Source organism: Actinomadura nitritigenes (assembly GCF_017573545.1).
In the GTDB taxonomy this organism is placed as follows: Bacteria; Actinomycetota; Actinomycetes; order Streptosporangiales; family Streptosporangiaceae; genus Spirillospora; species Spirillospora nitritigenes.
Genome location: NZ_JAGEOK010000028.1, coordinates 43342 through 64989, shown reverse-complemented (window position 1 = coordinate 64989; position 21648 = coordinate 43342). Strand labels below are relative to the sequence as shown.

General features: G+C 76.1%; 17 protein-coding genes. 10 read left to right on the top strand and 7 right to left on the bottom strand.

The features are described from left to right. Positions 1-36: 36 nt before the first annotated feature. Positions 37-1056, top strand: a complete 1020-nt coding sequence (locus J4557_RS35385; RefSeq protein ID WP_307800396.1) for an aminotransferase class V-fold PLP-dependent enzyme — start codon at positions 37-39, stop codon at positions 1054-1056. A gap of 30 nt (positions 1057-1086) precedes the next feature. On the opposite strand, the gene J4557_RS35380 is transcribed toward J4557_RS35385, so the two are convergent. Then, positions 1087-1782, bottom strand: coding sequence for a pentapeptide repeat-containing protein (locus J4557_RS35380; protein WP_208271146.1), 696 nt, complete (start codon positions 1780-1782; stop codon positions 1087-1089). Between the two features lie 45 nt (positions 1783-1827). Then, positions 1828-2685 carry a LysR family transcriptional regulator gene (locus tag J4557_RS35375; protein ID WP_208271145.1) on the bottom strand — a complete coding sequence of 286 codons (858 nt, stop codon included), beginning with the start codon at positions 2683-2685 and terminating at the stop codon, positions 1828-1830. A gap of 70 nt (positions 2686-2755) precedes the next feature. On the opposite strand from J4557_RS35375, the gene J4557_RS35370 reads away from it, so the two are divergent. Together J4557_RS35370 and J4557_RS35365 are read left to right on the top strand one after the other, a co-directional pair. Beyond that, complete coding sequence (locus J4557_RS35370) at positions 2756-3073, top strand: hypothetical protein (RefSeq protein ID WP_208271144.1); 318 nt, start codon at positions 2756-2758, stop codon at positions 3071-3073. A gap of 32 nt (positions 3074-3105) precedes the next feature. Beyond that, the gene (locus J4557_RS35365; protein ID WP_243776862.1) at positions 3106-4011 is read left to right on the top strand and encodes an arginase family protein; all 906 of its coding nucleotides are present in this window, start codon (positions 3106-3108) and stop codon (positions 4009-4011) included. 82 nt (positions 4012-4093) lie between these two features. Here the strand turns inward: J4557_RS35365 and J4557_RS35360 are convergent, their stop codons facing one another. After that, positions 4094-5644, bottom strand: a complete 1551-nt coding sequence (locus J4557_RS35360) for a N,N-dimethylformamidase beta subunit family domain-containing protein (protein WP_208271143.1) — start codon at positions 5642-5644, stop codon at positions 4094-4096. A 169-nt stretch (positions 5645-5813) separates the two neighbouring features. Here J4557_RS35360 and J4557_RS35355 point away from each other — a divergent pair, with 169 nt between their 5' ends. The 4 genes from J4557_RS35355 to J4557_RS35340 all read left to right on the top strand — a co-directional run bounded on the left by J4557_RS35355 (position 5814) and on the right by J4557_RS35340 (position 11601). Continuing rightward, positions 5814-6518 (top strand): GNAT family N-acetyltransferase, encoded by a 705-nt coding sequence (locus J4557_RS35355; protein WP_208271142.1) that lies wholly within the window; start codon positions 5814-5816, stop codon positions 6516-6518. 89 nt (positions 6519-6607) lie between these two features. Next, positions 6608-8551 carry a potassium transporter Kup gene (locus J4557_RS35350; protein WP_208271141.1) on the top strand — a complete coding sequence of 648 codons (1944 nt, stop codon included), beginning with the start codon at positions 6608-6610 and terminating at the stop codon, positions 8549-8551. Between the two features lie 114 nt (positions 8552-8665). Next, positions 8666-10318, top strand: coding sequence for a protein kinase domain-containing protein (locus tag J4557_RS35345; RefSeq protein ID WP_208271140.1), 1653 nt, complete (start codon positions 8666-8668; stop codon positions 10316-10318). Between the two features lie 113 nt (positions 10319-10431). Further along, entirely contained in the window at positions 10432-11601 is a 1170-nt protein-coding gene (locus tag J4557_RS35340) for a hypothetical protein (protein WP_208271139.1), read from the top strand. A gap of 16 nt (positions 11602-11617) precedes the next feature. Here the strand turns inward: J4557_RS35340 and J4557_RS35335 are convergent, their stop codons facing one another. Beyond that, complete coding sequence (locus J4557_RS35335; RefSeq protein WP_208271138.1) at positions 11618-12601, bottom strand: helix-turn-helix transcriptional regulator; 984 nt, start codon at positions 12599-12601, stop codon at positions 11618-11620. A gap of 95 nt (positions 12602-12696) precedes the next feature. Between J4557_RS35335 and J4557_RS35330 the strand changes: the two genes are divergently transcribed. Next, positions 12697-13254, top strand: a complete 558-nt coding sequence (locus J4557_RS35330) for a DinB family protein (RefSeq protein WP_208271137.1) — start codon at positions 12697-12699, stop codon at positions 13252-13254. Between the two features lie 18 nt (positions 13255-13272). Here the strand turns inward: J4557_RS35330 and J4557_RS51850 are convergent, their stop codons facing one another. From J4557_RS51850 to J4557_RS35315, 3 genes are all read right to left on the bottom strand, one after another. Then, positions 13273-17886, bottom strand: coding sequence for a cation-translocating P-type ATPase (locus J4557_RS51850; RefSeq protein WP_208271136.1), 4614 nt, complete (start codon positions 17884-17886; stop codon positions 13273-13275). Positions 17887-17984: 98 nt separating this feature from the next. Continuing rightward, positions 17985-18299, bottom strand: coding sequence for an isoprenylcysteine carboxylmethyltransferase family protein (locus J4557_RS50075; protein ID WP_243776861.1), 315 nt, complete (start codon positions 18297-18299; stop codon positions 17985-17987). Between the two features lie 226 nt (positions 18300-18525). Further along, the gene (locus tag J4557_RS35315) at positions 18526-19593 is read right to left on the bottom strand and encodes a type III polyketide synthase (protein ID WP_208271135.1); all 1068 of its coding nucleotides are present in this window, start codon (positions 19591-19593) and stop codon (positions 18526-18528) included. 129 nt (positions 19594-19722) lie between these two features. Between J4557_RS35315 and J4557_RS35310 the strand changes: the two genes are divergently transcribed. Both J4557_RS35310 and J4557_RS51845 read left to right on the top strand, forming a co-directional pair. Next, positions 19723-20364: a LuxR C-terminal-related transcriptional regulator gene (locus J4557_RS35310; RefSeq protein ID WP_208271134.1), complete on the top strand. Its 642-nt coding sequence runs from the start codon at positions 19723-19725 to the stop codon at positions 20362-20364. Next, on the top strand, positions 20339-21607 hold the full coding sequence (locus J4557_RS51845) for a sensor histidine kinase (RefSeq protein WP_208271133.1): 1269 nt from the start codon (positions 20339-20341) through the stop codon (positions 21605-21607). The genes J4557_RS35310 and J4557_RS51845 overlap by 26 nt, the downstream gene beginning before the upstream one ends. Positions 21608-21648: the final 41 nt, after the last annotated feature.

The following is a 21648-nucleotide window of genomic DNA, read 5'->3' as shown; positions in this document are numbered from 1 at the left end:
GGCCGCTGACTCGGTCGCTCCTCTAGGGTCGGCAGCGTGAATCTGGACGAAGCGGTACGTATGTGGGACCCGGAACCGGGGCGGCTGAACACCGCGAGCTACGGCGTCCCGCCGGAGCCGGCGTTCGAGGCGCTGCAGGACGCGCTGGCCGAATGGCGCCGCGGCGCCACCGGCTGGGACAAGTGGGACCGGTCCACCGGCCGTGCCCGCGACGCGTTCGCGCGGCTGGTCGGCGTCGCGTCCGACGACGTCGCCGTGGGCGCCTCCGCCTCGCAGGTCCTGGCCCCGGTCGCGGCCTCGCTGCCGCCCGGCTCGCGCGTCCTCGTCCCCGACATCGAGCAGACGTCGAACCTGTTCCCATGGCTGGTGCACGACCTCGACGTGCGCACGGTCCCGCCCGCCGACCTGCCCGGCGCGATCGACGAGCGCACCGACGCGGTCGCCTTCAGCCTGGTCCAGTCCGCGACGGGCGAGGTCGCCGACGCCGGCGCGGTCGTCGCGGCGGCGCGGGCGCACGGCGCGCTCGTCGTCGCCGACGCCACCCAGGCCGTCGGCTGGCTGCCGGTCGACGCGGCGCCCTTCGACGTCCTGGCCGTCTCGGCGTACAAGTGGCTGATGTGCCCGCGCGGCACCGCCTTCTGCTACGTGAGCCCCGCCGTGCGCGACCGGATCCGCCCGATCGCCGCCAACTGGTACGCCGGTGACGGCGACGCCTCCTACGGCCCGCCGCTGCGGCTGGCCGAGGACGCCCGCCGCTTCGACATCGCCGCCCCCTGGTTCTCCTACGTCGCGGCCGCGCCCACGCTGGAGCTGCTCCTGGAGATCGGCGTCGGCGCGATCCACGAGCACGACCTGCGGATGGCCGACCGGTTCCGCGCCGGCCTCGGCATGCCGTCCGGCGACAGCGCGATCGTCACCGTCACCCGGGCGGGGGCGGCCGAGCGGCTCGCGGAGGCCGGTGTCCGGGCGTCGGTCCGCAAGGGTGCGGTGCGCCTGGCCTTCCACCTCTACACGACCGAGGCCGACGTCGACACAGCCGTCGCGGCGCTGAGCTGAGCCCGGCGCGGGAGACCGCGCCGGCCGCGGTCAGGCTTCGATCGTGATGCCCGCGTCGGCGGCCAGGACGTCCAGCAGGCTCGTCGCGTCCCGGGCGGCGACGATCGCCCCGTCGAACGACCTGATGCCCGCGACCCCGGACAGGTCGCAGTCCCGGAAGCGGGTACCGCTCATGGTCGCGCCCGAGAACTGGGTGCCGCTCAGCCTGCAGCCCTCGAACCGCACGTCGTGCAGCTCGGCGGACTGGAAGCTGGCCTCGCTCAGGTTGCAGTCCGCGAACACGACCGTCCGCAGGCGGGCGAACCGGAAGCCCGCCATGTCCGCCCGGCACCCGTCGAACCGCACGTCGCGCAGGCCGCCCTCGGTGAGCTGGAGGCCGGTCATGCGGCAGTTGCGGACCTCGGCGTTGAACATCCGCGCGTTGAACATCCGCAGGTTGGCCAGGTCGCAGCCCTCGAAGACGACGTCGGCGAACCCGGCGCGCTGGAGCCGCATCCCGGCCATGCTGCTGCGGGCGAACCGGCACCGCTCGAATTCCACGTCCTCGACGTCCTCGGCGTCCCCCGTGGTGAGGCGGACCTCGCCGTAGGCCAGCGACAGGTACTTCCCGTCGTCGCCCAGCTCGACGTCGTCGAATCCGGCCGCCGTCAGGTTCTCGGGGACCGCCGGGGAGCGCGGTTCGCGCGGCGGACGCGCGCGGTGCGCGGCGTGTGGGGTCGCGGACATGACGGCGACCCTACTGCGCCCGCCCCGCGCATCCGGCCGGGCGGCTCAGCCCGCCCGGCCGTCCCGGGCCTCGGGGGCGAGGGCGGCGGCGACGAAGGACGCGACCAGCGGGCGGCGGTCCTGCTCGTTCCAGGCGAGGACGAGGCGGCTGGGCGGCGCATCGGTCACGGGGACGCCGACCAGGCCGGGCGGGAGCGGTTCGACCATGGACCGGGGCAGCACCCCGATCATCCGGCCCACCGTGACCATGTGGAGCAGCTGGACGGCGTCGGCGACCTCCGGGCCGGTGCCGTCGCCTCCGGGGACGCCCTTCCAGCGCGGCAGCGTCTCTCCGTCCAGATCCGACGTCCGGACGGAGGCGCGCCCGGCCAGGCGGTGCCCGGACGGGACGACGGCGACGCGGTCCTCGGCGTGCAGCGTCTCGTGGGCCAGGCCGTCGAGGTCGTCGAACGGCGCGTAGAGCAGGCCGACGTCGGCGCGGCCGTCCCGCAGGAAGTCGGTGCGGTCGGCGGGGCCGCTGAACAGGACGTCCACCCGGCGGGCGTCGGGCTGCCGGGCGTACGCGGCGAGGATGCCCGACAGCAGGCCCGCGTCGCCGCCGGGCTTGAGCACGAGCCGCAGGTGGGCGCCGGGATCGGCGGCGCGGCGGGCACTGCGGGCGGCGGCGGCGACCGCGTTGAGCGCGTGCCGCCCGTGCTCCTGGAGCGCCTTCCCGGGCTCGGTGAGCTCGACGTGCCGGCTGGAGCGGACGAACAGCGGGACGCCGAGCCGGTGCTCGATCCGCCGGATCGCCTTCGACAGCGCCGGCTGCGCGATCGACAGGCGGACGGCGGCCCGGCCGAAGTGCAGCTCGTCGGCGACGGCTAGGAAGTACTCGAGGTCGCGGGTCTCCAGCTCGGCCATGCCTCCAGGTTATCGCCGGAGGCCGAACGGGTCTTGGACTCCGGAGGCGGTCCCCGTCGAGAATCGACGCATGATCCAGCACACAATGATCGTTTCCTTCGACGAGCCCCTGTCCGACGCCGAGCTCGACCAATACCTCGCGGACATCGAACGCGCCATGCGCGACACCGGTTCCGCCGAGTCGGTCGAGGCCCGGCGCCACATTCCCGTGCCCGGCGAGGAGGCCGTCCCGGCGCTGGTCGCGACCGCGATCGTGCAGGTCGGCGTGGCCGATGCCGGCGCGCTGGCGAAGGCGTTCGCGGCGCCCGGCGTCCACGAGGTCATCGGCCGCTGGCAGTCGCGGCACCCGTACAAGGTCGCCTGGGCGAACCACGAGCCGCTGGCCTGAGCGGCGCCGCCCGGCTGCTGTAGCTTCGGCTGATGACGATCGGCCTGATCTCCGCCCCCACCAACCTCGGGTTGCGCCCGCCCGCGCCGGCGAGCGTGCCCGGTACCGCCAAGGCGCCCGAGGCGCTGCGTGAAGCCGGCCTGTACCGGCGCCTCGCCGAGCGCGGCGCGCACGAGCGGGGCGTGGTGCTCCCCGGACGGTACGCCGACGACGCCGCACCGGGCAGGCTCCGCAACCAGGATCTGATCGTGGAGCACGCCCGGCGGCTCGCCGAGCGCATCGCGACCGCGCGCGCCGACGGCCTCGTGCCGCTGGTGATCGGCGGGGACTGCAGCCTGCTGGTGGGGGCGGGGGTCGCGCTGCGGCGGGCGCCGGGACGCCACGGCCTGGTGCACCTCGACGGGCACACCGACTTCCGGCATCCCGGCAACTCGGACCGATGCGCAAGCCTGGCGGGGGAGGACCTCGCCGCCGCGGTCGGTTTGCACTGGCCCGCCGTCGCCGACATCGACGGTCTGAGCCCCTACTTCGCCCCTGCCGACACCGCCCATGCGGGCTGCCGGGACGACGACGACGCGCTTGACGAGACCACCGCGCTCCTGGGGGCGGTCGTCCCCGCGGCGCGGATCCGGCGGGAGGGCGTGGCGGCGGCCGCGCGCCGGATCCTGGAGGTCGTCGACCGCGACGGCCTCGACGGCTACTGGCTCCACCTGGACGTCGACATCCTCGACGCGAGCGTGATGCCCGCCGTCGACTCCCCGGACCCCGGCGGCCTCGACGCCGCCGAACTGACCGACCTCCTCGCGGCCCTCGCACCGCGGGCGATCGGGGCGCAGGTGACCGTCTTCGACCCCGATCTCGACCCGGACGGCGGCCGCGCCCGCCTGCTCGCCGACGTCCTCGTCGCCGGTCTCGAAGCGCTGGGCGAGCGCCGCTGAGCCCGCCGGGCCCGCTGAGCCCGCTGAGCCCGCGGGGCCCGCCCGTTCTGCTGAGCCCGCCGGTTCCGGCCCGAGCAGGCGGCTATCCGGGCGCGCTGGCCAGCTGCTTGGAGTTGGGGCGGGACGGGTGGGTGCGCCCGAGCGGCCCGGCGGCCATGGCGCGGACGAGCGTCCCCGTGACCTGGGTGGTGAACGCGCGGCCGGCGTCGTTGACGCCGTGCCCGCAGGCGCGCCCGCGCATCGCGCACACCCAGCGCATGGTGCCGGTGGCGAACACGCCCGCGCCGCTGCGGGTGGTGTAGTAGGACGCGTTCGCCGTCGCCGGGCCGTTCCCGCAGGTGATGGGCGAGCGCGCGACGACCTCCAGGGTGGACGGCGTCGGGCCGGCGCGGTTCACCGCGTCCGCCTCGGGGCCGACCACGCCGGGAAAGCGCGTCCCCGCGCGGACGCCGGTGCCGCGGAACAGCCAGAAGTCGGGCTCGTAGACGGTGAACGCCCCCTCGGCCGGAAAGCACATGTACTGGATGCCGATGATGTCGCTCTCCGGCCGCGGCTTCGGCGGGAGCCGCCAGTCCTGCGTCGTCTCGGCCGGGTTCGTCCGGGACATGGGGTCGGCCGTGGAGTCCTTGTAGCAGATGACGAGCCGGTCGGCGCCGAGCGGCGTGCCGCCGAACCGTATGTGGCGGTTGACGGCGTTGGCGCCGAGGAAGGCGATGTTGACGCCGCGGTCGCGGGCCTGCGTCGCGCGCTGCCGCATGGCGGACGACCAGTACTCGTCATGCCCGAGGGTGAGCAGGCCGCGCGCCCCGTCCAGCAGGCGGGGGTCGGCGTGCAGGTCGTTGTCCGTCGCGTACGCCAGCGGGACGCCGAGCTTCTCGGCGAGCGCGATGGCGGGCTGCTCGTAGAGCATGAACTTGCTGGCGCCGGTGCCGTCGTAGGGGCGGTCGAAGCTGACCGCGTGCGCGCGGTCGGTTTCGCCGCCGGACGGCCCCTTGTACAGGTCGTAGCCGCCCCACATGTTGTACGCCTGCCAGGTGGTGGTCGCGTTGAGCACCACGACGCGCCCGGAGGCGTCCGGCGAGCGGACGGTCACCGGCACGTACCGCTGGGCGCCCGACGCGGCGGTCAGCCGGATCAGGTAGCTGCCGGCGGGCCAGCCGGACGTGGGGACGGTCAGGGACGGCCGCCACGGCGCCGACACGGTGCGGGTCGTCCGGTCGATCCGCGGCGCGGCCTGCCGGGTGCCGGCGACCTGCCCGGACCGCCACACGCGCCGCGCCTCCGCGCCGCCGTACCAGCCCATCCGGAACGCCTCGGCGGTGAACCCGGACGTCGTGGTCGAGACGAACAGCCGGAACGAGCCCCCGGGCTGCACGCTCACGTGATCGGCGTATCCCTCGATCTCGTGCTCGGCTCCCTTGTGCCGGATCTGCCAGTCCGGCGTGCCGGACCTGGCGTTCTCGGCCTTCACCGCGGTCGCCGCCGTGCCGGGCCGTCCGGTGGACGAGTGGCGGGACGACGTGCATCCGCCGACCAGCACGACCATCGCGAGCATCACCACCACGACCGGAGCCCCGAGCGCGCGCGGGACCGACCCTTCACGCGGGGGCCGCCCCTTCTCCCCATCGGACACGCCGCACCCACCCCTCCCTGCATTCCTTGCGGGTGTCCCGTCCGCCGCCACGCACCAATGATCGCTTCCCCCGCCGAGCGGGCTTGTAACCGCCGGTGGCATTCCGGGTAACCTCCGGTGGCGTCCAGGTCGCCTGGAGTGTCGCGTACGCCCCCGGAGGTGCGGAAACATGCTGGTGGAGGACGGTGCCGTCGCGCTCGACGACCCCGTGGGCGAGTCGCTGCGCGGCGCTCACGCGCACCTCGCCCGCCGGCTCGGCCGGGCCGCCACCTACCTGCCGGGAGTCGCGACCTTCTCCGCGGTGTCCGCCGACCCCGACGCGGCGGAATGGGGTGATCTCGCCCGGCTGCTGGGCCGGGGCGAACTCGCCGACATGTTCAGCGCCCCGGCGGCCCCGCCGCCGGACTGGGAGCCGGTCTTCGTCCTCGACGGCCTCCAGATGCTCTGGCCCGGAGGCAGCGACCTCGGCGATCCTCACGACCGCGACGGCGGCGTGGTCGAACTCGGCGCGGACGGCGTCCCCGAGATGCTCGACCTCGTCGCGCGCGCCCGGCCGGGGCCGTTCCGGCCGCGCACCCGCGAGATGGGGACCTACCTCGGCATCCGCGAGAACGGCCGGCTGGTGGCGATGGCGGGCGAGCGGCTCCGCCCGCCGGGCTGGACGGAGATCAGCGCCGTCTGCACCGCGCCCGAGGCCTGCGGACGCGGCCACGCCGCCCGCCTGGTGCGGGCGCTGGCGGCGCGCATCGAGGCCCGCGGCGAGCGGCCGTTCCTGCACGTGGCCGAGGAGAACGCCGGGGCGATCGCCCTCTATGAGCGGCTCGGCTTCGAGGTCCGCAAGCGGGTGACCTTCCGCGGATTCCGCACGCCGTAGCGGCCCGGGTCCGCCTGGTCCGGCGGGCGCGCCCGTCCTGCCGTCCCCGGTGATGCCTATACGGGGCCGATCCGGATAGGTATCGCCCCATGGGCGACCCGGAGAAGTCGACGGGCCCGGCGGCGGCCGGGCACGGCACCTCCGCGCCCGGGACGAAAGGACGCGCGGCGCTCATGCTGGGCGCCCTGGGCGTCGTCTACGGGGACATCGGCACCAGCCCGCTGTACTCCCTCCAGACGGTGTTCTCGATCGACCACGGGACCGTCCACCCCACTCACAGCGACGTCCACGGCGTCATCTCGCTGGTGTTCTGGACGATCACGGTGATCGTGTCGCTCAAGTACGTGACCCTCATCCTGCGGGCCGACAACGACGGCGAGGGCGGCGTGATGGCGCTGGCCGCCCTGGTCCGGAGGGTGCTGGGCGACGTGCGGGGCAGGGCCGCGGTGGCGATGGGGGTGGGGGTGCTGGGCGCCTCGCTGTTCTACGGCGACAGCGTGATCACCCCGGCGATCTCGGTGCTGTCGGCCGTGGAGGGCCTGAAGGTGAGCACGCCGGGCCTGTCGCACGTGGTGGTGCCGGTCGCGGCGACGATCCTGGCGCTGCTGTTCCTCGTCCAGCGCTGGGGCACGCACCGGGTCGGCAGCCTGTTCGGCCCGGTCATGCTGGTGTGGTTCGCGTCGCTGGCGGCGGCCGGCCTGGCGGAGGTGGTCGAGCGGCCGGCCATCGTCCGGGCCCTGCTGCCGTCCTACGCCGTCGAGTTCGCGGCCGACCGCCCCTACACCGCGTTCATCGCGATGGGCGCGATCGTCCTCGTGATCACCGGCGCGGAGGCGCTGTACGCCGACATGGGCCACTTCGGGAAGGGCCCCATCCGCCGGGTCTGGTTCGCGGTCGTGTTCCCGGCGCTGACGCTGAACTACCTCGGCCAGGGCGCGCTGATCCTCGACGACCCGCGCAGCGTAAGGAGCCCGTTCTTCCTGCTGTACCCGCACTGGGCGCGGCTGCCGATGGTGGTGCTGGCGACCGCCGCGACCGTGATCGCCTCCCAGGCGGTGATCTCCGGCGCGTTCTCGGTGTCGCGCCAGGCCGTCCGGCTCGGCTACCTGCCGCCGCTGCGGATCAAGCACACCTCGCCGCGCGAGATCGGCCAGGTCTACCTGCCGGCGATCAACGGGATCCTGTTCGCCGGCGTGCTGATCCTGATGCTCGGCTTCCGCTCGTCCAGCCGCCTGGCGACCGCGTACGGCATGGCGGTCACCGGAACCTTCCTCATCACCACCGCGCTGTTCCTGGTCATCGCGCGGGTGGCCTGGCGGTGGGCGGCCTGGAAGCTCGCGCTGACCGGGATCGTCGTCGGCGGCGCGGAGATCACCTACTTCTCCGCGAACCTCACCAAGGTCACGCACGGCGGCTGGCTGCCGCTGCTCATCGGGCTCACGGTGTTCACGCTGATGACGACCTGGGAGCGCGGGCGGGAGATCGTCACCGCCCACCGGACGGCCAAGGAGGGCCCGCTGCCGGAGTTCATCGAGAAGCTGCACCGGGACGGCGTCCGGCGGGTGCCCGGCACGGCGGTCTTCCCCCATCCGACCAAGATGACGACGCCGATCGCGCTGCGCGCCAACTTCGAGCACAACCACGTCGTGCACGAGCACGTCGTGATCGTCTCGATGGTGTCGGAGAACGTCCCGTACATCCCGGTCGACCAGCGGCTGAGCATCGACGACCTCGGGTACAGCGACGACGGGATCGTCCACGTCACCGTCCGGCACGGCTTCCAGGACCACCAGGACCTGCCGGCGGAGCTGCGCCGGGCGGCCCGGTTGCCCGGCGCCGAACTGCGCTTCGACCCCGACCGGGCCTCCTACTTCCTGTCGTACGGGGCGCTGCGGCTCACCCGCGCGCCCGGCATGCGCCGGTGGCGCAAGCGGCTCTTCCTGGCGCTGGCCCGCAACGCCGCGAATCGCGCCGAGTCCTTCGCCTTGCCGGAGACCCGCACCGTCCTGATGGGCTCCCGGATCGACCTCTGACGCCGCCGGCGGTGACCGCGTTCGGTCGGGTGCCGTGGCGTGGCGCCGGGGACCACCGGCCCCAGCGGGTTTACCGTGTCCGCACATGTCCTGGCATATGAGGCGGGGGGCCGGATGTACCCACGACGGTTCGGGCGCTACGAGCTGCTGGCCGAACTCGGTGCCGGCGGGATGGGCACCGTCCATCTGGGGCGCGCGCCGGACGGGCGGATCGTCGCGCTGAAGACGATGAACGGAGTCACCGTCGGCAGCGAGAGCGGGCACCGCCGGTTCGAGCGGGAGGCGGCCGCCCTGCGGAAGGTCGACGATCCGCACGTCGCCGCGTTCGTCGAGGCCGACCTCGCGGGCCCGGAGCCGTACCTGGTCACCGAGTACGTCCAGGGACTGCCCCTGGAAGCGCTCATCGCGGAAGGGCCGCTGGCGGCGGAGGACCTCGACCGCCTCGGGCTCGGTCTCGCGCGCGCTCTGGAGGCCGTTCACGGGGCGGGTCTCGTCCACCGGGACGTCAAGCCGGCCAACATCATCATGCCGGGCGGCAGGCCGGTCCTCATCGACCTCGGCGTCGCCCACCACCTCGACCGGACCCGGATCACGACGATGCCGATCGGCACGCTGCGCTACATGGCGCCGGAGCTGCTGGCCGAGCAGCGGCCGACCGGGAAGGCGGACGTGTTCGGCTGGGGCGCCGTGATGGCCCACGCGGCGACCGGCCGGCCCTGCTTCCCGGCGGACACGATCCCGGCGCTCGTCCACCAGATCCTCACGATGGAGCCGGACCTGTCCGGCCTGCCCGGCCGGCTGCGGGACATCGTCGCGCGGGCGCTCGCCAAGGAGCCGGCGGACCGCCCGTCCGTCCGGTCGCTGCAGGAGGCGATGATCCGCCGGCCGCAGGTCGAGCTGCTCCAGGCCGCGTACGCCGGCGCGCGAGCGGAGCACGACCACGCCCGCGCCGAAGGGATCGCCTTCGGCCTGCACGCCGTCGCGGTCGCCGCGGAGGACCGGGTGCTGGCCGCGAGCAGCCTGCTCGACCAGGCGCACGCCGCGCGGCACGCGGGCGCGTTCGACCGCGCGGAGACCCTGTTCGAGCAGGCCAGGGAGGCGTCCGCCGCCGTCGGCGCCCGCCGCGACGAGGGCTGGGCGTGGGACGGCCTCGGTGTGTGCCGCCGCCGCCGCGACGACGACGATCGCGCGCGGACGGCCTTCGCGGAGGCCCTCGCCATCGCCGAGGAGGTCGGTGACCCCGAGCTGCGCGCCTGGAACCTGTGCAACCTCGGTGACATGGCACTGCGGCGGGGAGACTTCGACGCCGCCGTGGCCCGGTACGACGAGGCGATCGAGGCGTCCCAGGGGCACCCGGGCATCGAGCTCGACGCCCTGCAGGGCAGGGCGCGATGCGCGCGCAAGCAGAAGGAGTACGGGACGGCGGAGGAGTTCCTCGAACGCGCGGCCCGCCGCGCGGAGGAGGTCGAGGACCTGCGGGCGGCGGGCTGGGCCTGGTACGACCTGGGCGAGGTGGCGCGCGAGCACCGCGACCACGAGCGGGCCAGGACGGCGCTGGAGACCGCTCTGGGCATCGCGACCCGGCTCGGCGACCGCCTCATGGAGGGCTGGACGCTGTGCAAGCTCGCCGGCTCCCTCCGCGACGCGGGTGCCGCCGGCGAAGCCGCCGCCGCGTACGAGCGGGGGCGCGACGTCGCCGACTCCCTGAACGACAAGGAAATGAGGAAGTACGCCGAGAGCCGCCTGGCCGCGCTGACCCGGCACTGACCACCCGCCACCCCCGGCCACCGTCGCCGCCCCTCTGCCGCCCCTCCGCCGGCTGGTCGCGCGGTGAGCGCGGTCGCCGCCGCCCTGCGGCGCCGGTGCGGTAGACGTGGTGCATGAGGCTGCGCGACGAGACCGAACGCGTCCTGCGGGCGTGGAACGCCCACGAGACGGCCCGCGGCGGGTCCCCGATCATCGACTTCGACTGCCGTCCGGAGGGGCCCGAGCCCGAACCGGCCTCCGACCGGCTGGCCGTCCACCGCCGGCTCGCGGAGCTGCGCGCGGACGCCGCCGGGCCGGTGGCGGCGCGCCTGGACGCCGACCTCGCCTACCTCGGCGCCCTGCTCGGTGAGCGGCCGCCCCTCGGCGACTACGTCCGCAGGACGCAGGGGTGCGGCACCGCCGGATGGCCCGAGGAGTACGTGGCGGAGCGCCGCGACCGGGCCCGCGCGGCGCTGGCCGACCTCGGCATCGGCTGGGGGCCGGGCGCCAACGCCGAACTCCGGCGGTTGGAAGGGCCCCTGGACGTCCGCGACGCCCCGGACGCCATCCGGCAGGCCGCCGCCGAGCTGGAGCCCGCCGTCCGGGAGGCGACGGGCAGCACCGCCCGCTACACGCTGACCATCGAGACCGCCGAGGTGGACGCGTACTGGGCCTACTGGCTGGACGGCGCGGGCCATGACGTCCGGCTGCGGCTCAACCTTCCGAACGTCGCGTTCACCGAGTCCGGCGCCCGGCAGTTCGCGCTGCACGAGGTGCTCGGCCACGGCCTGCAGAGCGCGAGCCTCACCGAGCGGGCCTCCGCCGAGGACGTCCCGTGGGTGCGGCTGCTCAGCGTCCACGCACCGCAGCAGGTGATGCTCGAAGGGCTCGCCCAGGCGTGGCCGCTGTTCCTGCTGCCGGGCGACCAGGTGCTGGCGGCGCGGATCCGGCTCGGCCACTACGTGCAGCTCGTCCTCGCGCAGGTCCATCGCGCGATCAACGACGGGACGCCCGCCGCCGAGTGCGCCGCCCATCTGCGCGCGGCCGTCCCGTGGATGACGGGCAAGGCCGTCGCGGGCGCCCTCGCCGACCGGGGGACGAACCCGGAGCACCGCTCCTACATGTGGGCGTACCCGGCCGGAATGGACTGGTTCGCGGCCCTCGCCGAGGCCGGCGGCGAGACGTCCCAGGAGGTGCTCCGGGCCGCGTACCGGGCCCCACTCACCCCGTCGGACCTCGCCGCGCTCTGGCCGGACGGCCCGGCCATCGGCGGTCCGGGCGCCCCGGCCGCCCTGCGGAGGTGAACGTCCGCGACCGCGGCTAGCCGTCGCGGGGTTCGCGGGGGACGGACGAGGCGCGGTGGAAGCGGCCGGCCCAGTCGCGGAGCAGGTCGACGAGCTCGGGCGGGTGCAGGACCCGGAAATCGGCGCCGATCGTGCCGAGGGCCAGGGCCGCCCAGTCCAGCGAGTCGGACGTGATGCCGACGCGGCAGTGGTCCGCGCCGTCCTCGTCGACGGCGGCCCAGCGCCCGATCCGTCCGCGGACCGTCGCGGCGGGCGCGTCCACCAGCACCTCGACGTGGTAGGGGCGGAACGCGGTGTCCAGCCGGGTGCGGACGAACTCGGCGGCGTCGGCGGCGGGGAGCTCGCGGGGGCGGAAGCGGGCGCCGGTGCCCGCGGGGTCCGCGATCCGGTCGACGCGGAGGTTGCGCCAGTCGGCGCGGTCGAGGTCGTAGGCGACGAGGTACCAGCGGCGGCCCAGCGACACGAGCCGGAGCGGCTCGACGTGCCGGTGGGTGCGCCGCCCGTCGGCGGCGGTGTAGGCGAACCGGAGCCGCTCGGTGTCGCGGCAGGCCAGCGCCACGGTCGTGAGGACGTCGGGGTCCACCTCGGTCCGGGCGGGCCCGCCCCAGCCGCCGGTCACCGTCATGGCGCGCAGCGCCTCGACGCGGCGGCGCAGCCGGCCCGGCATCACCTGCACGATCTTGGCGAGGACCCGCAGGGACGGCTCGGCGATCCCGTCCACCGGGCCCTGCGCGGCGGCCTGCAGGCCGACGGCGAGCGCGACGGCCTCCTCGTCGTCGATCACGAGCGGTGGCAGGGCCGCGCCCGCGGCGAGCTGGTAGCCGCCGTCGACGCCGCGTCGGGCCTCGACCGGGTAGCCGAGCTCGCGCAGCCGGTCGACGTCGCGGCGCAGCGTGCGTTGCGAGACGCCGAGGCGCTCGGCCAGCTCGCCGCCGGGCCAGAAGCGGTGGCTCTGCAGCAGCGAGAGGAGCCGCAGGGTGCGGGTGCTGGTGTTCGCCATGGTTCCGAGTCTCCCGCAATTCAGGTCAGAAAGTGGCCGCTATCGCCCGTAGCGTGGTCATCGTCCAGGGGAAAGACGAACCGGAGGTACGGACCATGACCGAGCACGCGATCGTCGGCGGAACGCGCGAGGACGCTCCGGCGGTGACCGGCGAGCGCGCCGACCTGCTGGCGCTGCTGGCCAAGGCCAGGCACTTCCTGCGGTTCCCCGCCCGCGACCTCACCGACGAGCAGGCCGGGCTGCGGACGACCGCGAGCGAGCTGTGCCTGGGCGGCCTGATCAAGCACGTCACCTCGTGCGAGAGGGGCTGGGTGGACTTCATCCTGGAGGGGCCGTCCGCGATGCCCGACTTCACGGCTATGACGGAGGCGGACTTCCAGCGCCGCGCCGACGAGTTCCGGATGCTGCCCGGCGAGACCCTGGCCGGCGTCCTCGCGGACTACGAGGAGGTCGCGCGCCGGACCGACGAGCTGGTCGTCTCGCTGCCCGACCTGGACGCCACGCAGCCGCTGCCGAAGGCGCCGTGGTTCCAGGCCGACGCGCACTGGTCGGCCCGCCTGGTGCTGATGCACATCGCCGCCGAGACGCTCCAGCACGCGGGGCACGCCGACATCATCCGCGAGGCCATGGACGGCGCCAAGAGCATGGGCTGACCGGCGGCGCGGCCGTCCTCAGGCCGGCTCGGGGGCCGGCTCGGGGGCGGGGGACGGCAGTAGGCGCGGCGCCAGGGCCGCGGCCAGCGTCGCCGCCACCGCCGACGCCGTGACGATCGCCCAGGCGCCCGGCCCGAGCGGCGTGCAGCCGAAGAACCGGCTGACGCCCGGCGTCTCGATCACCCCGACCAGCGCGGCGGCCGAGACGGCGCAGGTCGCCATGACGAGCGGGCTGCGCCAGCGGGAGATCAGCGTCTGCCCGAGCTGCGCGCCGACCAGCGCGGCGAGCGCCATCGTCGAGGCCCGGCGGCGGCCCCCCGGGACGAGCCGGGTCAGCCGCCCGAGCTGCCAGGACACCAGGGCCGCCGCGGCGGTCGCGGTGCCGCGGACGGCGAGCGCCCGCCGCATCTCCTGGCCGGTGAAGCCGCCGACCGGTTCGCCGCCGAGCGTCGCCGCCGCGTCCCCGCCGGGGTCGGCCGGCGTGATCGCGACGGCGAGCGCCGGGAGCATGTCGGTGAGCATGTTCACCACGAGCAGCTGCCGGGTGCTGAGCGGCGCGTCCCCGCTGAGCGCGGTGCCGAGGACGGTGAAGGAGACCTCGCCGGCGTTGCCGCCGACGAGGATCGCGACGGCGTCGCGGACGCTGTTCCACAGCGCGCGGCCCTCGCGCAGCGCGTCGAGGATGAGCGCGGTGTCGGGGGCGGTGAGGACGAGGTCGGCGGCGATGCGGGCGGCGCCGGAGCCGCGGCCGACGACCGCGATGCCGACGTCGGCGCGGCGGATGGCGGCGGCGTCGTTGGCGCCGTCGCCGGTCATCGCGACGACCCGGCCGGCCCGCCGCAGGTCCTTGACGATCCGGACCTTCTGCGCGGGGGACACGCGGGCGAACACCGCGGCCCGCTGGACGGCCGCGATCCGGTCGGCGGCGGGCATCGCGTCGAGCTCCGCGCCGGTGAGGACCCGGTCCGCGTCGGGGATGCCGAGCTCGGCGGCGACGGCCGCGGCGGTGTCCGGATGGTCGCCGGTGATCATGGTGGTCCGGACGCCCGCGGCGCCGAGCCGCCGCACGGCCTCCTGCGCGGTGGGGCGCGGGGTGTCGGCGATGCCGATGAAGCCGAGCAGCGCGAGGTCCTCGACGTGGTCGGCGATCCGGCCGCGCACCGCCCCCGGCTCGGCGACGGGCCGCTCGGCGATGGCGAGCACGCGCAGCCCCTGCCCCGCGAGCCGCCGCACGGTCCCGGCGGCGGCGCGGCGCCGGGACGCGGTGAGCGGCTCGTCGCGGTTGGCGGAGGTGTGGACGCGGGTGCAGCGGGCCAGCAGCACCTCGGGCGCGCCCTTGACCGCGAGGACCGTCCGGTAGCCGTCGTGGCCGAGCGACGCCGAGAAGCCGCGGGTGGTCTCGAACGGCAGCTCCTCCGCGAGGGACCAGCGGGTGTCGGGCGGCAGCTCGCCGACCCGGTCCAGGACGGCCCGGTCGGTGGCGTGCGGGACCTGCCGGCTCCCCGGCGGCGGGCAGGCGCGCGCCGCGACGCGCAGGACGCGCCGCTCGCCCTCGCCGGTGAGCGGGTGCGGGCGGGACGGGCCCGTCGCGCGGACGAGCCGGAGCCGCCCCTCGGTGAGCGTGCCGGTCTTGTCGAAGCACAGGATGTCGACGCGGCCGAGCGCTTCGAGCGCCCGCGTCGAGCGGACCAGCACGCCGAGCCGCGACAGCCGCCGGGCCGCCGCGAGCTGCGAGAGGGTCGCGACCAGCGGCAGCCCCTCGGGCACGGCCGCGACCGCGACCGCGACGCCGGAGCCGAGCGCGCGCCGCAGCGGCAGGCCGCGCAGCATGCCGAGCACGGTGACCGCCGCGCCGCCGAGCAGGGTGGCGGGCAGCGCCTGGTGGGTCAGCTCCGCCAGCCGCGCCTGCATGCTGGACGAGGCGTCGGCCGTCCCGGCGAGCGCGGCGGCGCGCCCGCTCTCGGTGGCCTCGGCGGTGGCGACGACCAGGGCGACCGCGCTGCCCGCGACGACCGTGGTGCCCTCGTACAGCATGCAGTGCCGGTCGGCGGGGTCGGCGCCGGGCGACGGCTCGACGTTCTTGTCGACGGGCACGGACTCGCCGGTGAGCGTGGCCTCGTCCACCTCCAGGGACTCGGCCCACAGCAGCCGGGCGTCCGCCGGGACGAGGTCCTCCGAGCGGAGCTGGATCACGTCGCCGACGCGCAGCCGGCCGGCCGTGATCTGCTCGACGGCGGCGGTCCGCAGGTGCGCGAACGGGTCGGCGGCCGTCCGGTCCGGCTCGGCGCCGGCCCGGACCCGGCGGGCGCGGGTCTGCTGGCCGAGCATCAGCTCGCCGAGCGCCTTCTCCGCGCGCATCCGCTGCGCGCCGCCGATCAGCGCGTTGCCCGCCATGACGCTGCTGACCAGCAGCGCGTCCACGCTGGAGCCGACCACGGCGGACGCGGCGGCGCCGAGCGCGAGCACCGGGGTCAGCGGGTCGTCGAGCTCCTGCCGCACCGCGGCGGCGAGCCGCAGGACGGCCTTCAGCGGCCGTATGGCGGTCCGCTGCGCCAGCGGGCCGGCCGTCCGCGGCTCCCGGTCCTCGCCGGGGCGGCCGGCGGCGCGGGCGAGCCGCCGGGCGGCCTCCTCGGCGGTGAGGGCGTGCCAGGCGTCCCGGACGACCGGCGGCGGCAGCGGCCGGTGCTCCAGCCGCCGCGCGCTCAGCCCGTTGGCGAGCATCGCCATCAGGGACGCCGCGTGCACCGGCGGCAGGTCCGACCAGGACGCGGCGGCCCGGCGCAGCAGCGACCCGCCGGCGCGCCGCCGGGGCCGGCGTCCCGCGATGAGGAGCGCGCCGAGCGCCGACGCGCTCAGCGACAGCTCCGCGGCCCGGTCGCTGGCGCGCCGGGCGGGCCGGACGGCGGTCAGCAGCCGCCACGCGCCGGCGAGCCCGGGCCCGGTCACCAGGTCCGCGCGCCAGTCGGTGAGCCCGCGGCCGCGCAGCACGCTCACGCCGACGTCGGCGGCGTCCAGCGCCTCGTCCTGCCCGCTGGAGATCGCCAGCACGACGTGGCCGTCGCGCTGCAGGGAGCGCACGGAGTCCGCCAGGCCGCCCACGTCGACGGGGGAGTCGTCGCCCCAGGCGACCAGCTCCTGGATGCTGGCGTGCTCGGTCAGGACGACCACGTCGGCCGCCTCGTGCGCCGCCGACAGCAGCGCCTCCGCCAGGGGGTCGAGCGAGGAGCCCACCCGCACCCGGCCGCAGCGCCGGCCCCGCCCGTCCAGCAGGTCGAGGGTGACGCCCTGCGGGTCGGCGGGGGCGCCGGACGGGGCGTCCGCCGCCCGCGCGAGGCGCCACGCGTCCCCGCGGCCGTCCGCGGGCCAGGGGCCCGTCCCCTCCAGGTCGTCCGGGTCGCAGCCGGCCAGGACCGTGCCGGCGGCGCGCCAGACGTCCGCGTCGTCCATGCGGTCGGTGAGGGCGACGGCCGACAGCAGCCGCAGCTCCCCGTCGCACAGCACTCCCGAGTCGATGACGACGGCGCCGACCCGGTCGAGTCGGCGCAGCGCGGTGGGATCGAGCACGACCGTGCCGCGGGCCGCGAGGTCGTGCCCCAGCACCGCGGCGAACGCCTCCCGGCCGTGCCGCGCCGCCTTCGGGACGGTCGCCAGCAGCAGGTCGGCGGCGGCGGACGCGTCCCGCGTGCCCGCGAGGACCCCGGCGCCGCCGAGCAGGTGCCCGAGCGCCGTCCGCTTCCCGGCTCTCTCGACCGGGCCGTCCGGCAGCGGGCAGGGCCGCTCGGCGCGGCCGGCGCCGGCGTGCGGCAGCTCCCCGGCGACCGCGAGGTCAGGTTCGCGGCGCCGCAACGCGTCGCGGCGCGCCGCGATCTCGTAGAGCTGGAAGGCGCGGTGCGCGGCGTCGGCGGCCAGCGGGGCGAGGCCCTGACCGGCGCCCTGGACGACGGCGTTGGCGGTGCCGAGCAGCGCGTCGGCGCGGAGTCGGCCGAGCCGCTGCTCCAGCACCGACCGGATATGCGGCAGCGCGTCCGCGACGGACACCGCGGCCCGCACGGGGCTCGGCATCGGCGGGAGCCTCAGCAGCCGTCCGGCGACGGCGCCGACGGCCCCGGCGCAGTCGGCGACGAGCGCGGACGTGGCGGCCGCCCAGGCCGCGTCGTCGTCGGGCGGCATCGCGTGCGCGCTGTGGTCGAACTCGGCCGCTTCGTGCGCCTCTTCGACGTCCTCTATGGTCGCGACGAGGTCGTCGGGGTCCACCGAGCCTTCCGCGTAGGTCACCATGACGCGGCCGGTGACCGCGTTGACCTCCGCCCAGTCCACGCCTTCGAGGCCGCGCAGCGCCTCCGTCAGCGCCCGCACGTACCGGCGATGGCGCTCCCCGCCGCCTCCCAGCCCGTTCGTCTGTATGTGGGCCCGGCCGCCGTGCGCCCAGACCAGCCGCCTGCGCCCGCCCGAGGCCAGGGACGCGAAGGCCCCGAGGACGTGGGACGTGTGGCGCACACCCGTCCGCACGCCGGTGGCGGTGGTCCGCGCGCCCAGTTCCGCGCCCTTGGCGGCCAGGCTCGACGCCGCGTCCGCGGCGGCCGCCGGCACGTGCAGCGCCGCCCTGGCCAGGGACGCTCCAGGAAACGCCACTGCCAGCCCTCCCGCCCGCGCAGTTCGACCTTGCCATCGACGATCGGCGGGTACCCGCGACCACGCTCAGTAAACAGGTGGTGAACGCAGTGGAGTCGTCAGCGCGCGCTCTGCGCCGCCTCCGCGGGCGGTGCCTGCCGGAGCGCCGCGTTCTCGACGCGGAGCCGCACAGCGAGCATCCCGAGGTTCGCGACGGTGAAGACCGACGCCGTGAGCCACGCGGTGTGGACGAGCGGCAGCGCGACGCCCTCCGCGACCACGGCGACGTAGTTCGGATGGCGCAGGAGGCGGTACGGGCCGCGGTCGACGAGCGGGAGCCCCGGGACGGTGACGACCCGGGTGTTCCACTGCTCGCGCAGGGACGCGATGCACCACCAGCGCAGCGCCTGGGCGAGGACGGCGACGGTCAGCATCGGCCATCCGAGCGCCGGGACGAACGGCCGGTGCAGCAGCCAGACCTCCAGCGGCGCCCCCGTTAGCAGGACGGCCTGGACGGCGACGAACCCCGGGTAGTGCCGCCGCCCGTACTCGACGCCGCCGCGCCGCCTGGCCCACGCGAGGTGGCGCCGCGACAGGGCGACCTCGGCGAGCCGCTCGGCGGCGACGAGCAGGATCAGCAGCGTGTAGGCGATCAGAGGGTCACCACCGCAGCAGCGCCATCTCGGCGGAGAACCCCGGGCCGAGCGCCATGAGCAGGCCGGGCGCGCCGGGCGGGCGCGGCCGCCGCGCGATCGTCTCCTCCAGCACGTTGAGCACCGACACCGACGACAGGTTCCCGGCCTTGCGCAGCGACTCCCAGGTCAGGTCCAGCTCGCCGGAGTCGAGCCCGAACGCCTCGGCGATCGTCTCGATCACCTTGGGGCCGCCCGGATGGCAGACCCACGAGGCGATCTCGCCGGGCGACAGGCCGTGCCCCTGGAGGAACGCGGCGACGTCGTCGGCCAGGGTGGCCTTCACGTGGTCGACGAGGTCGGCGGCCAGCACGATGCGGAAGCCGTGCTCGCCGACGTTCCAGCCCATCAGCCGGGACGTGCCCGGGTAGAGGCGGCTGGCGGTCGCGACGACGCGCGGGCCCCGGCCCGGGCCGTCCGGCCGCCGCACGCGGGCCCGCCGCCGGTCGCCGGCCGCGACCACGGCCGCGGCGCCGTCGCCGAACAGGCCGCTGCCCACCAGGTTCGCCACCGACGCGTCGTCGCGCTGGACCGTCAGGGAGCACAGCTCGACGCAGACCAGCACCGCGACCTGCTCGGGCCAGGCGCGCAGGTAGTCGTGGATACGGGACAGCCCGGCCGCGCCGGCCGCGCACCCCAGCCCGAACACCGGCAGCCGCCTGATGTCCTCGCGCAGCCCCACCCGCTGCGCCAGCGCGGCGTCCAGCGACGGGGTCGCCACCCCGGTCGACGAGCAGAACACCAGGTGGTCGACGTCCCCGGGAGCGAGGCCGGCGCCGTCCAGGGCCTTCCGCACGGCGCGTTCGGCCAGCTCCAGCGCGGTGGCGATGTAGGTGTCGTTGGCGGCGGTGAAGTCGGTGAGCCGGTCGTAGTCCTCGATCGGCAGCGCGAGGTTGCGGCCGCTCACCTGCGTCGCGGAGTGGAGCCGCTCGAGGAGCCGCTGGTCGGTCCGCACCGTCCCGGCGACGGCCTCGGTGATCTGGCGCTGGTCATAGCGATGTTCCGGAAGAACGGTCCGTACCGTCAGCAGACGCATGACACCTCCAGCTCTCCCGCCTCCCATGCCCACCTTGACGGCGTCGATGCCGGTCAGACGGCGGCGAGGTGACTCCGGCGCCGCGCCGGACCGCTTCCGCCGGGTGATCGTCACCGCGACAATGGGGCCGTGCTGCGGCTGGCGATCGTCGATGACCATCCGGTGGCCCGGCGGGGCCTGGCGGCGATCGTCGCCGAGGACGGGGGGATGCGGGTCGTCGCCTCGGTCGCGGCGCCCGCCGCGCTGCCCGACCCCGCCGGCTGCGACGTGGTGCTGTGCGACCTGTACCTGGACGGGGACCGCCCGTCCGTCGCGGCGGTCCGGGAGCTGAGCCGGGTCACGCGGGTGCTGGTGGTGTCGGCGGCGAGCCGCCCGGCGGACGTGCTGGCCTGCGTGGCGGCGGGCGCGGCCGGCTACGCCACCAAGGACATGGAGGAGGACGCGCTGCGGGCGGCGGTCCGCGAGGTGGCGGCCGGCGGGTTCCACCTGTCGCCGCAGCTCGCCGCGATCGTCGGGGCGGCGGAGCGGAGCAGGCCGGGCGGCGCCGGGACGGCGCTGACGGCCCGCGAGCGGGAGGCGCTCGACTGGATCGCCCGCGGCATGACGCACGCGCAGGCCGCGCGGCGGATGGGCGTCGCGCCGTCCACGGTCGACACCTACGTGAAGCGGATCCGCGCCAGGCTCCGGCTGGGCAACAAGGCGGAGCTGGCCTGGTTCGCCCGCAACCTCGCCGAAGGGGACGTCGGTGGACGCGGCGGCCCGCCCGGCTGACGCGGCGCCCGCGCGTCGCGCCGCCGCGGCCGTGCCCGCCGCGAAGGCAGCGGCGCGCCCCGGCGAGGCGGCGGCGCGGGTGGTGCGGATGGAGGCGTGGTCGCTGCTCGCCACCCGGCTGGCGGCGCTGCTCAACGTCGCGGTGGCGCTCGGCACCGGAGCGGGCGGCGGGCAGCTGTTCGGCTTGGCCGTCCTGCTGGCGGCCGCGATGTTCGCGGAGTCGATGCTGCTGGCCGGTCGGGCGCTGCGGCGGGGCGGCCCCGATCCGCGGGCGGGCTGGGCGGACCTGGCGGCGGGCTGTGCCGCGCTCGCGGCCAACGCGGCGCTGGTCGCCGGCGCCGACGTCCACACCTGGGGGTTCTTCGCCTACCCGTACACGCTCGTCGGGTCGTGCGCCCTCGGCCTGCTGCTCCCGCGCGCCTGGCAGGTCGCGGCGGGCGCCGCGGCGCTGGCGCTGGTCTACGGGGCCGCCGACCACCTGTCCAGCGGGCAGCCGCTGTGGAACGCCGTGCCGAACGGCGCCAGCTATCTCGGCATCGCGCCCGTCGTGTGGTTCGTCGCGCGGCAGCTGCGCCGGATGGCGGCGGAGCTGGACGCCTCCCGCGCGGAGGCGCTGGAGCTGGTGCGGCGGCGGGCCGTCGAGGCGGAACGGGAGCGGCAGTCGCGGATGCTGCACGACCGCGTCCTGCAGACGCTGGAGACCCTCGGCGGCGGGACGTGGGTCGCCGATGCCTGGATGCGCGACCAGGTGCGGGCCGAGGCGGCCTGGCTGCGCTGGCTCGTGGAGCGGGGCGGCGCCGTGCCGGACGGCGACGTCCCCGACCTGGCGTCGGGCCTGCAGGCGCTCGCGCGCGACCGCGCCCGCGACGGGCTGCGGGTGGAGGTGCGGTTCCCGCCGCCTCCCCAGGGCGACCTGTCGGGCGTGCCGGACGCGGTGGCGGGCGCGCTTCTCGGCGCCTGCCACGAGGCCCTGACCAACGTGATCAAGCATGCCGGGACGGACCGGGCCGTGCTCGGGGCCGCCATGGAGGACGGCGCGGTCGTGGTGACCGTCGTCGACCAGGGCCGCGGGTTCGACCCCGCCGCCCGGCCCCGGGGCCTCGGGCTGTCCCGCTCGGTCGAGGGGCGCGTGGCGGACGTCGGCGGTTCCGTCCGGGTGGACGCGGCGCCCGGCGCGGGCACCTGCGTGGAGCTGCGCGTCCCGCTTCCGGAGCCCGGCCGGGACGCCGCTGAGCAGCGCTGACCGTCCCTGTCCCCGGAACTGGGGACGGCGCGGGCCTGGCC

What these genes read in the sequence shown, in the direction of transcription:
- J4557_RS35380 (WP_208271146.1), bottom strand. Translation starts at nt 1,782, where the DNA reads ATGTCCGCGACCCCACACGCCGCGCACCGCGCGCGTCCGCCGCGCGAA.
- J4557_RS35375 (WP_208271145.1), bottom strand. Translation starts at nt 2,685, where the DNA reads ATGGCCGAGCTGGAGACCCGCGACCTCGAGTACTTCCTAGCCGTCGCC.
- J4557_RS35370 (WP_208271144.1), top strand. Translation starts at nt 2,756, where the DNA reads ATGATCCAGCACACAATGATCGTTTCCTTCGACGAGCCCCTGTCCGAC.
- J4557_RS35365 (WP_243776862.1), top strand. Translation starts at nt 3,106, where the DNA reads ATGACGATCGGCCTGATCTCCGCCCCCACCAACCTCGGGTTGCGCCCG.
- J4557_RS35355 (WP_208271142.1), top strand. Translation starts at nt 5,814, where the DNA reads ATGCTGGTGGAGGACGGTGCCGTCGCGCTCGACGACCCCGTGGGCGAG.
- J4557_RS35350 (WP_208271141.1), top strand. Translation starts at nt 6,608, where the DNA reads ATGGGCGACCCGGAGAAGTCGACGGGCCCGGCGGCGGCCGGGCACGGC.
- J4557_RS35345 (WP_208271140.1), top strand. Translation starts at nt 8,666, where the DNA reads ATGTACCCACGACGGTTCGGGCGCTACGAGCTGCTGGCCGAACTCGGT.
- J4557_RS35340 (WP_208271139.1), top strand. Translation starts at nt 10,432, where the DNA reads ATGAGGCTGCGCGACGAGACCGAACGCGTCCTGCGGGCGTGGAACGCC.
- J4557_RS35335 (WP_208271138.1), bottom strand. Translation starts at nt 12,601, where the DNA reads ATGGCGAACACCAGCACCCGCACCCTGCGGCTCCTCTCGCTGCTGCAG.
- J4557_RS35330 (WP_208271137.1), top strand. Translation starts at nt 12,697, where the DNA reads ATGACCGAGCACGCGATCGTCGGCGGAACGCGCGAGGACGCTCCGGCG.
- J4557_RS50075 (WP_243776861.1), bottom strand. Translation starts at nt 18,299, where the DNA reads ATGCTGACCGTCGCCGTCCTCGCCCAGGCGCTGCGCTGGTGGTGCATC.
- J4557_RS35315 (WP_208271135.1), bottom strand. Translation starts at nt 19,593, where the DNA reads ATGCGTCTGCTGACGGTACGGACCGTTCTTCCGGAACATCGCTATGAC.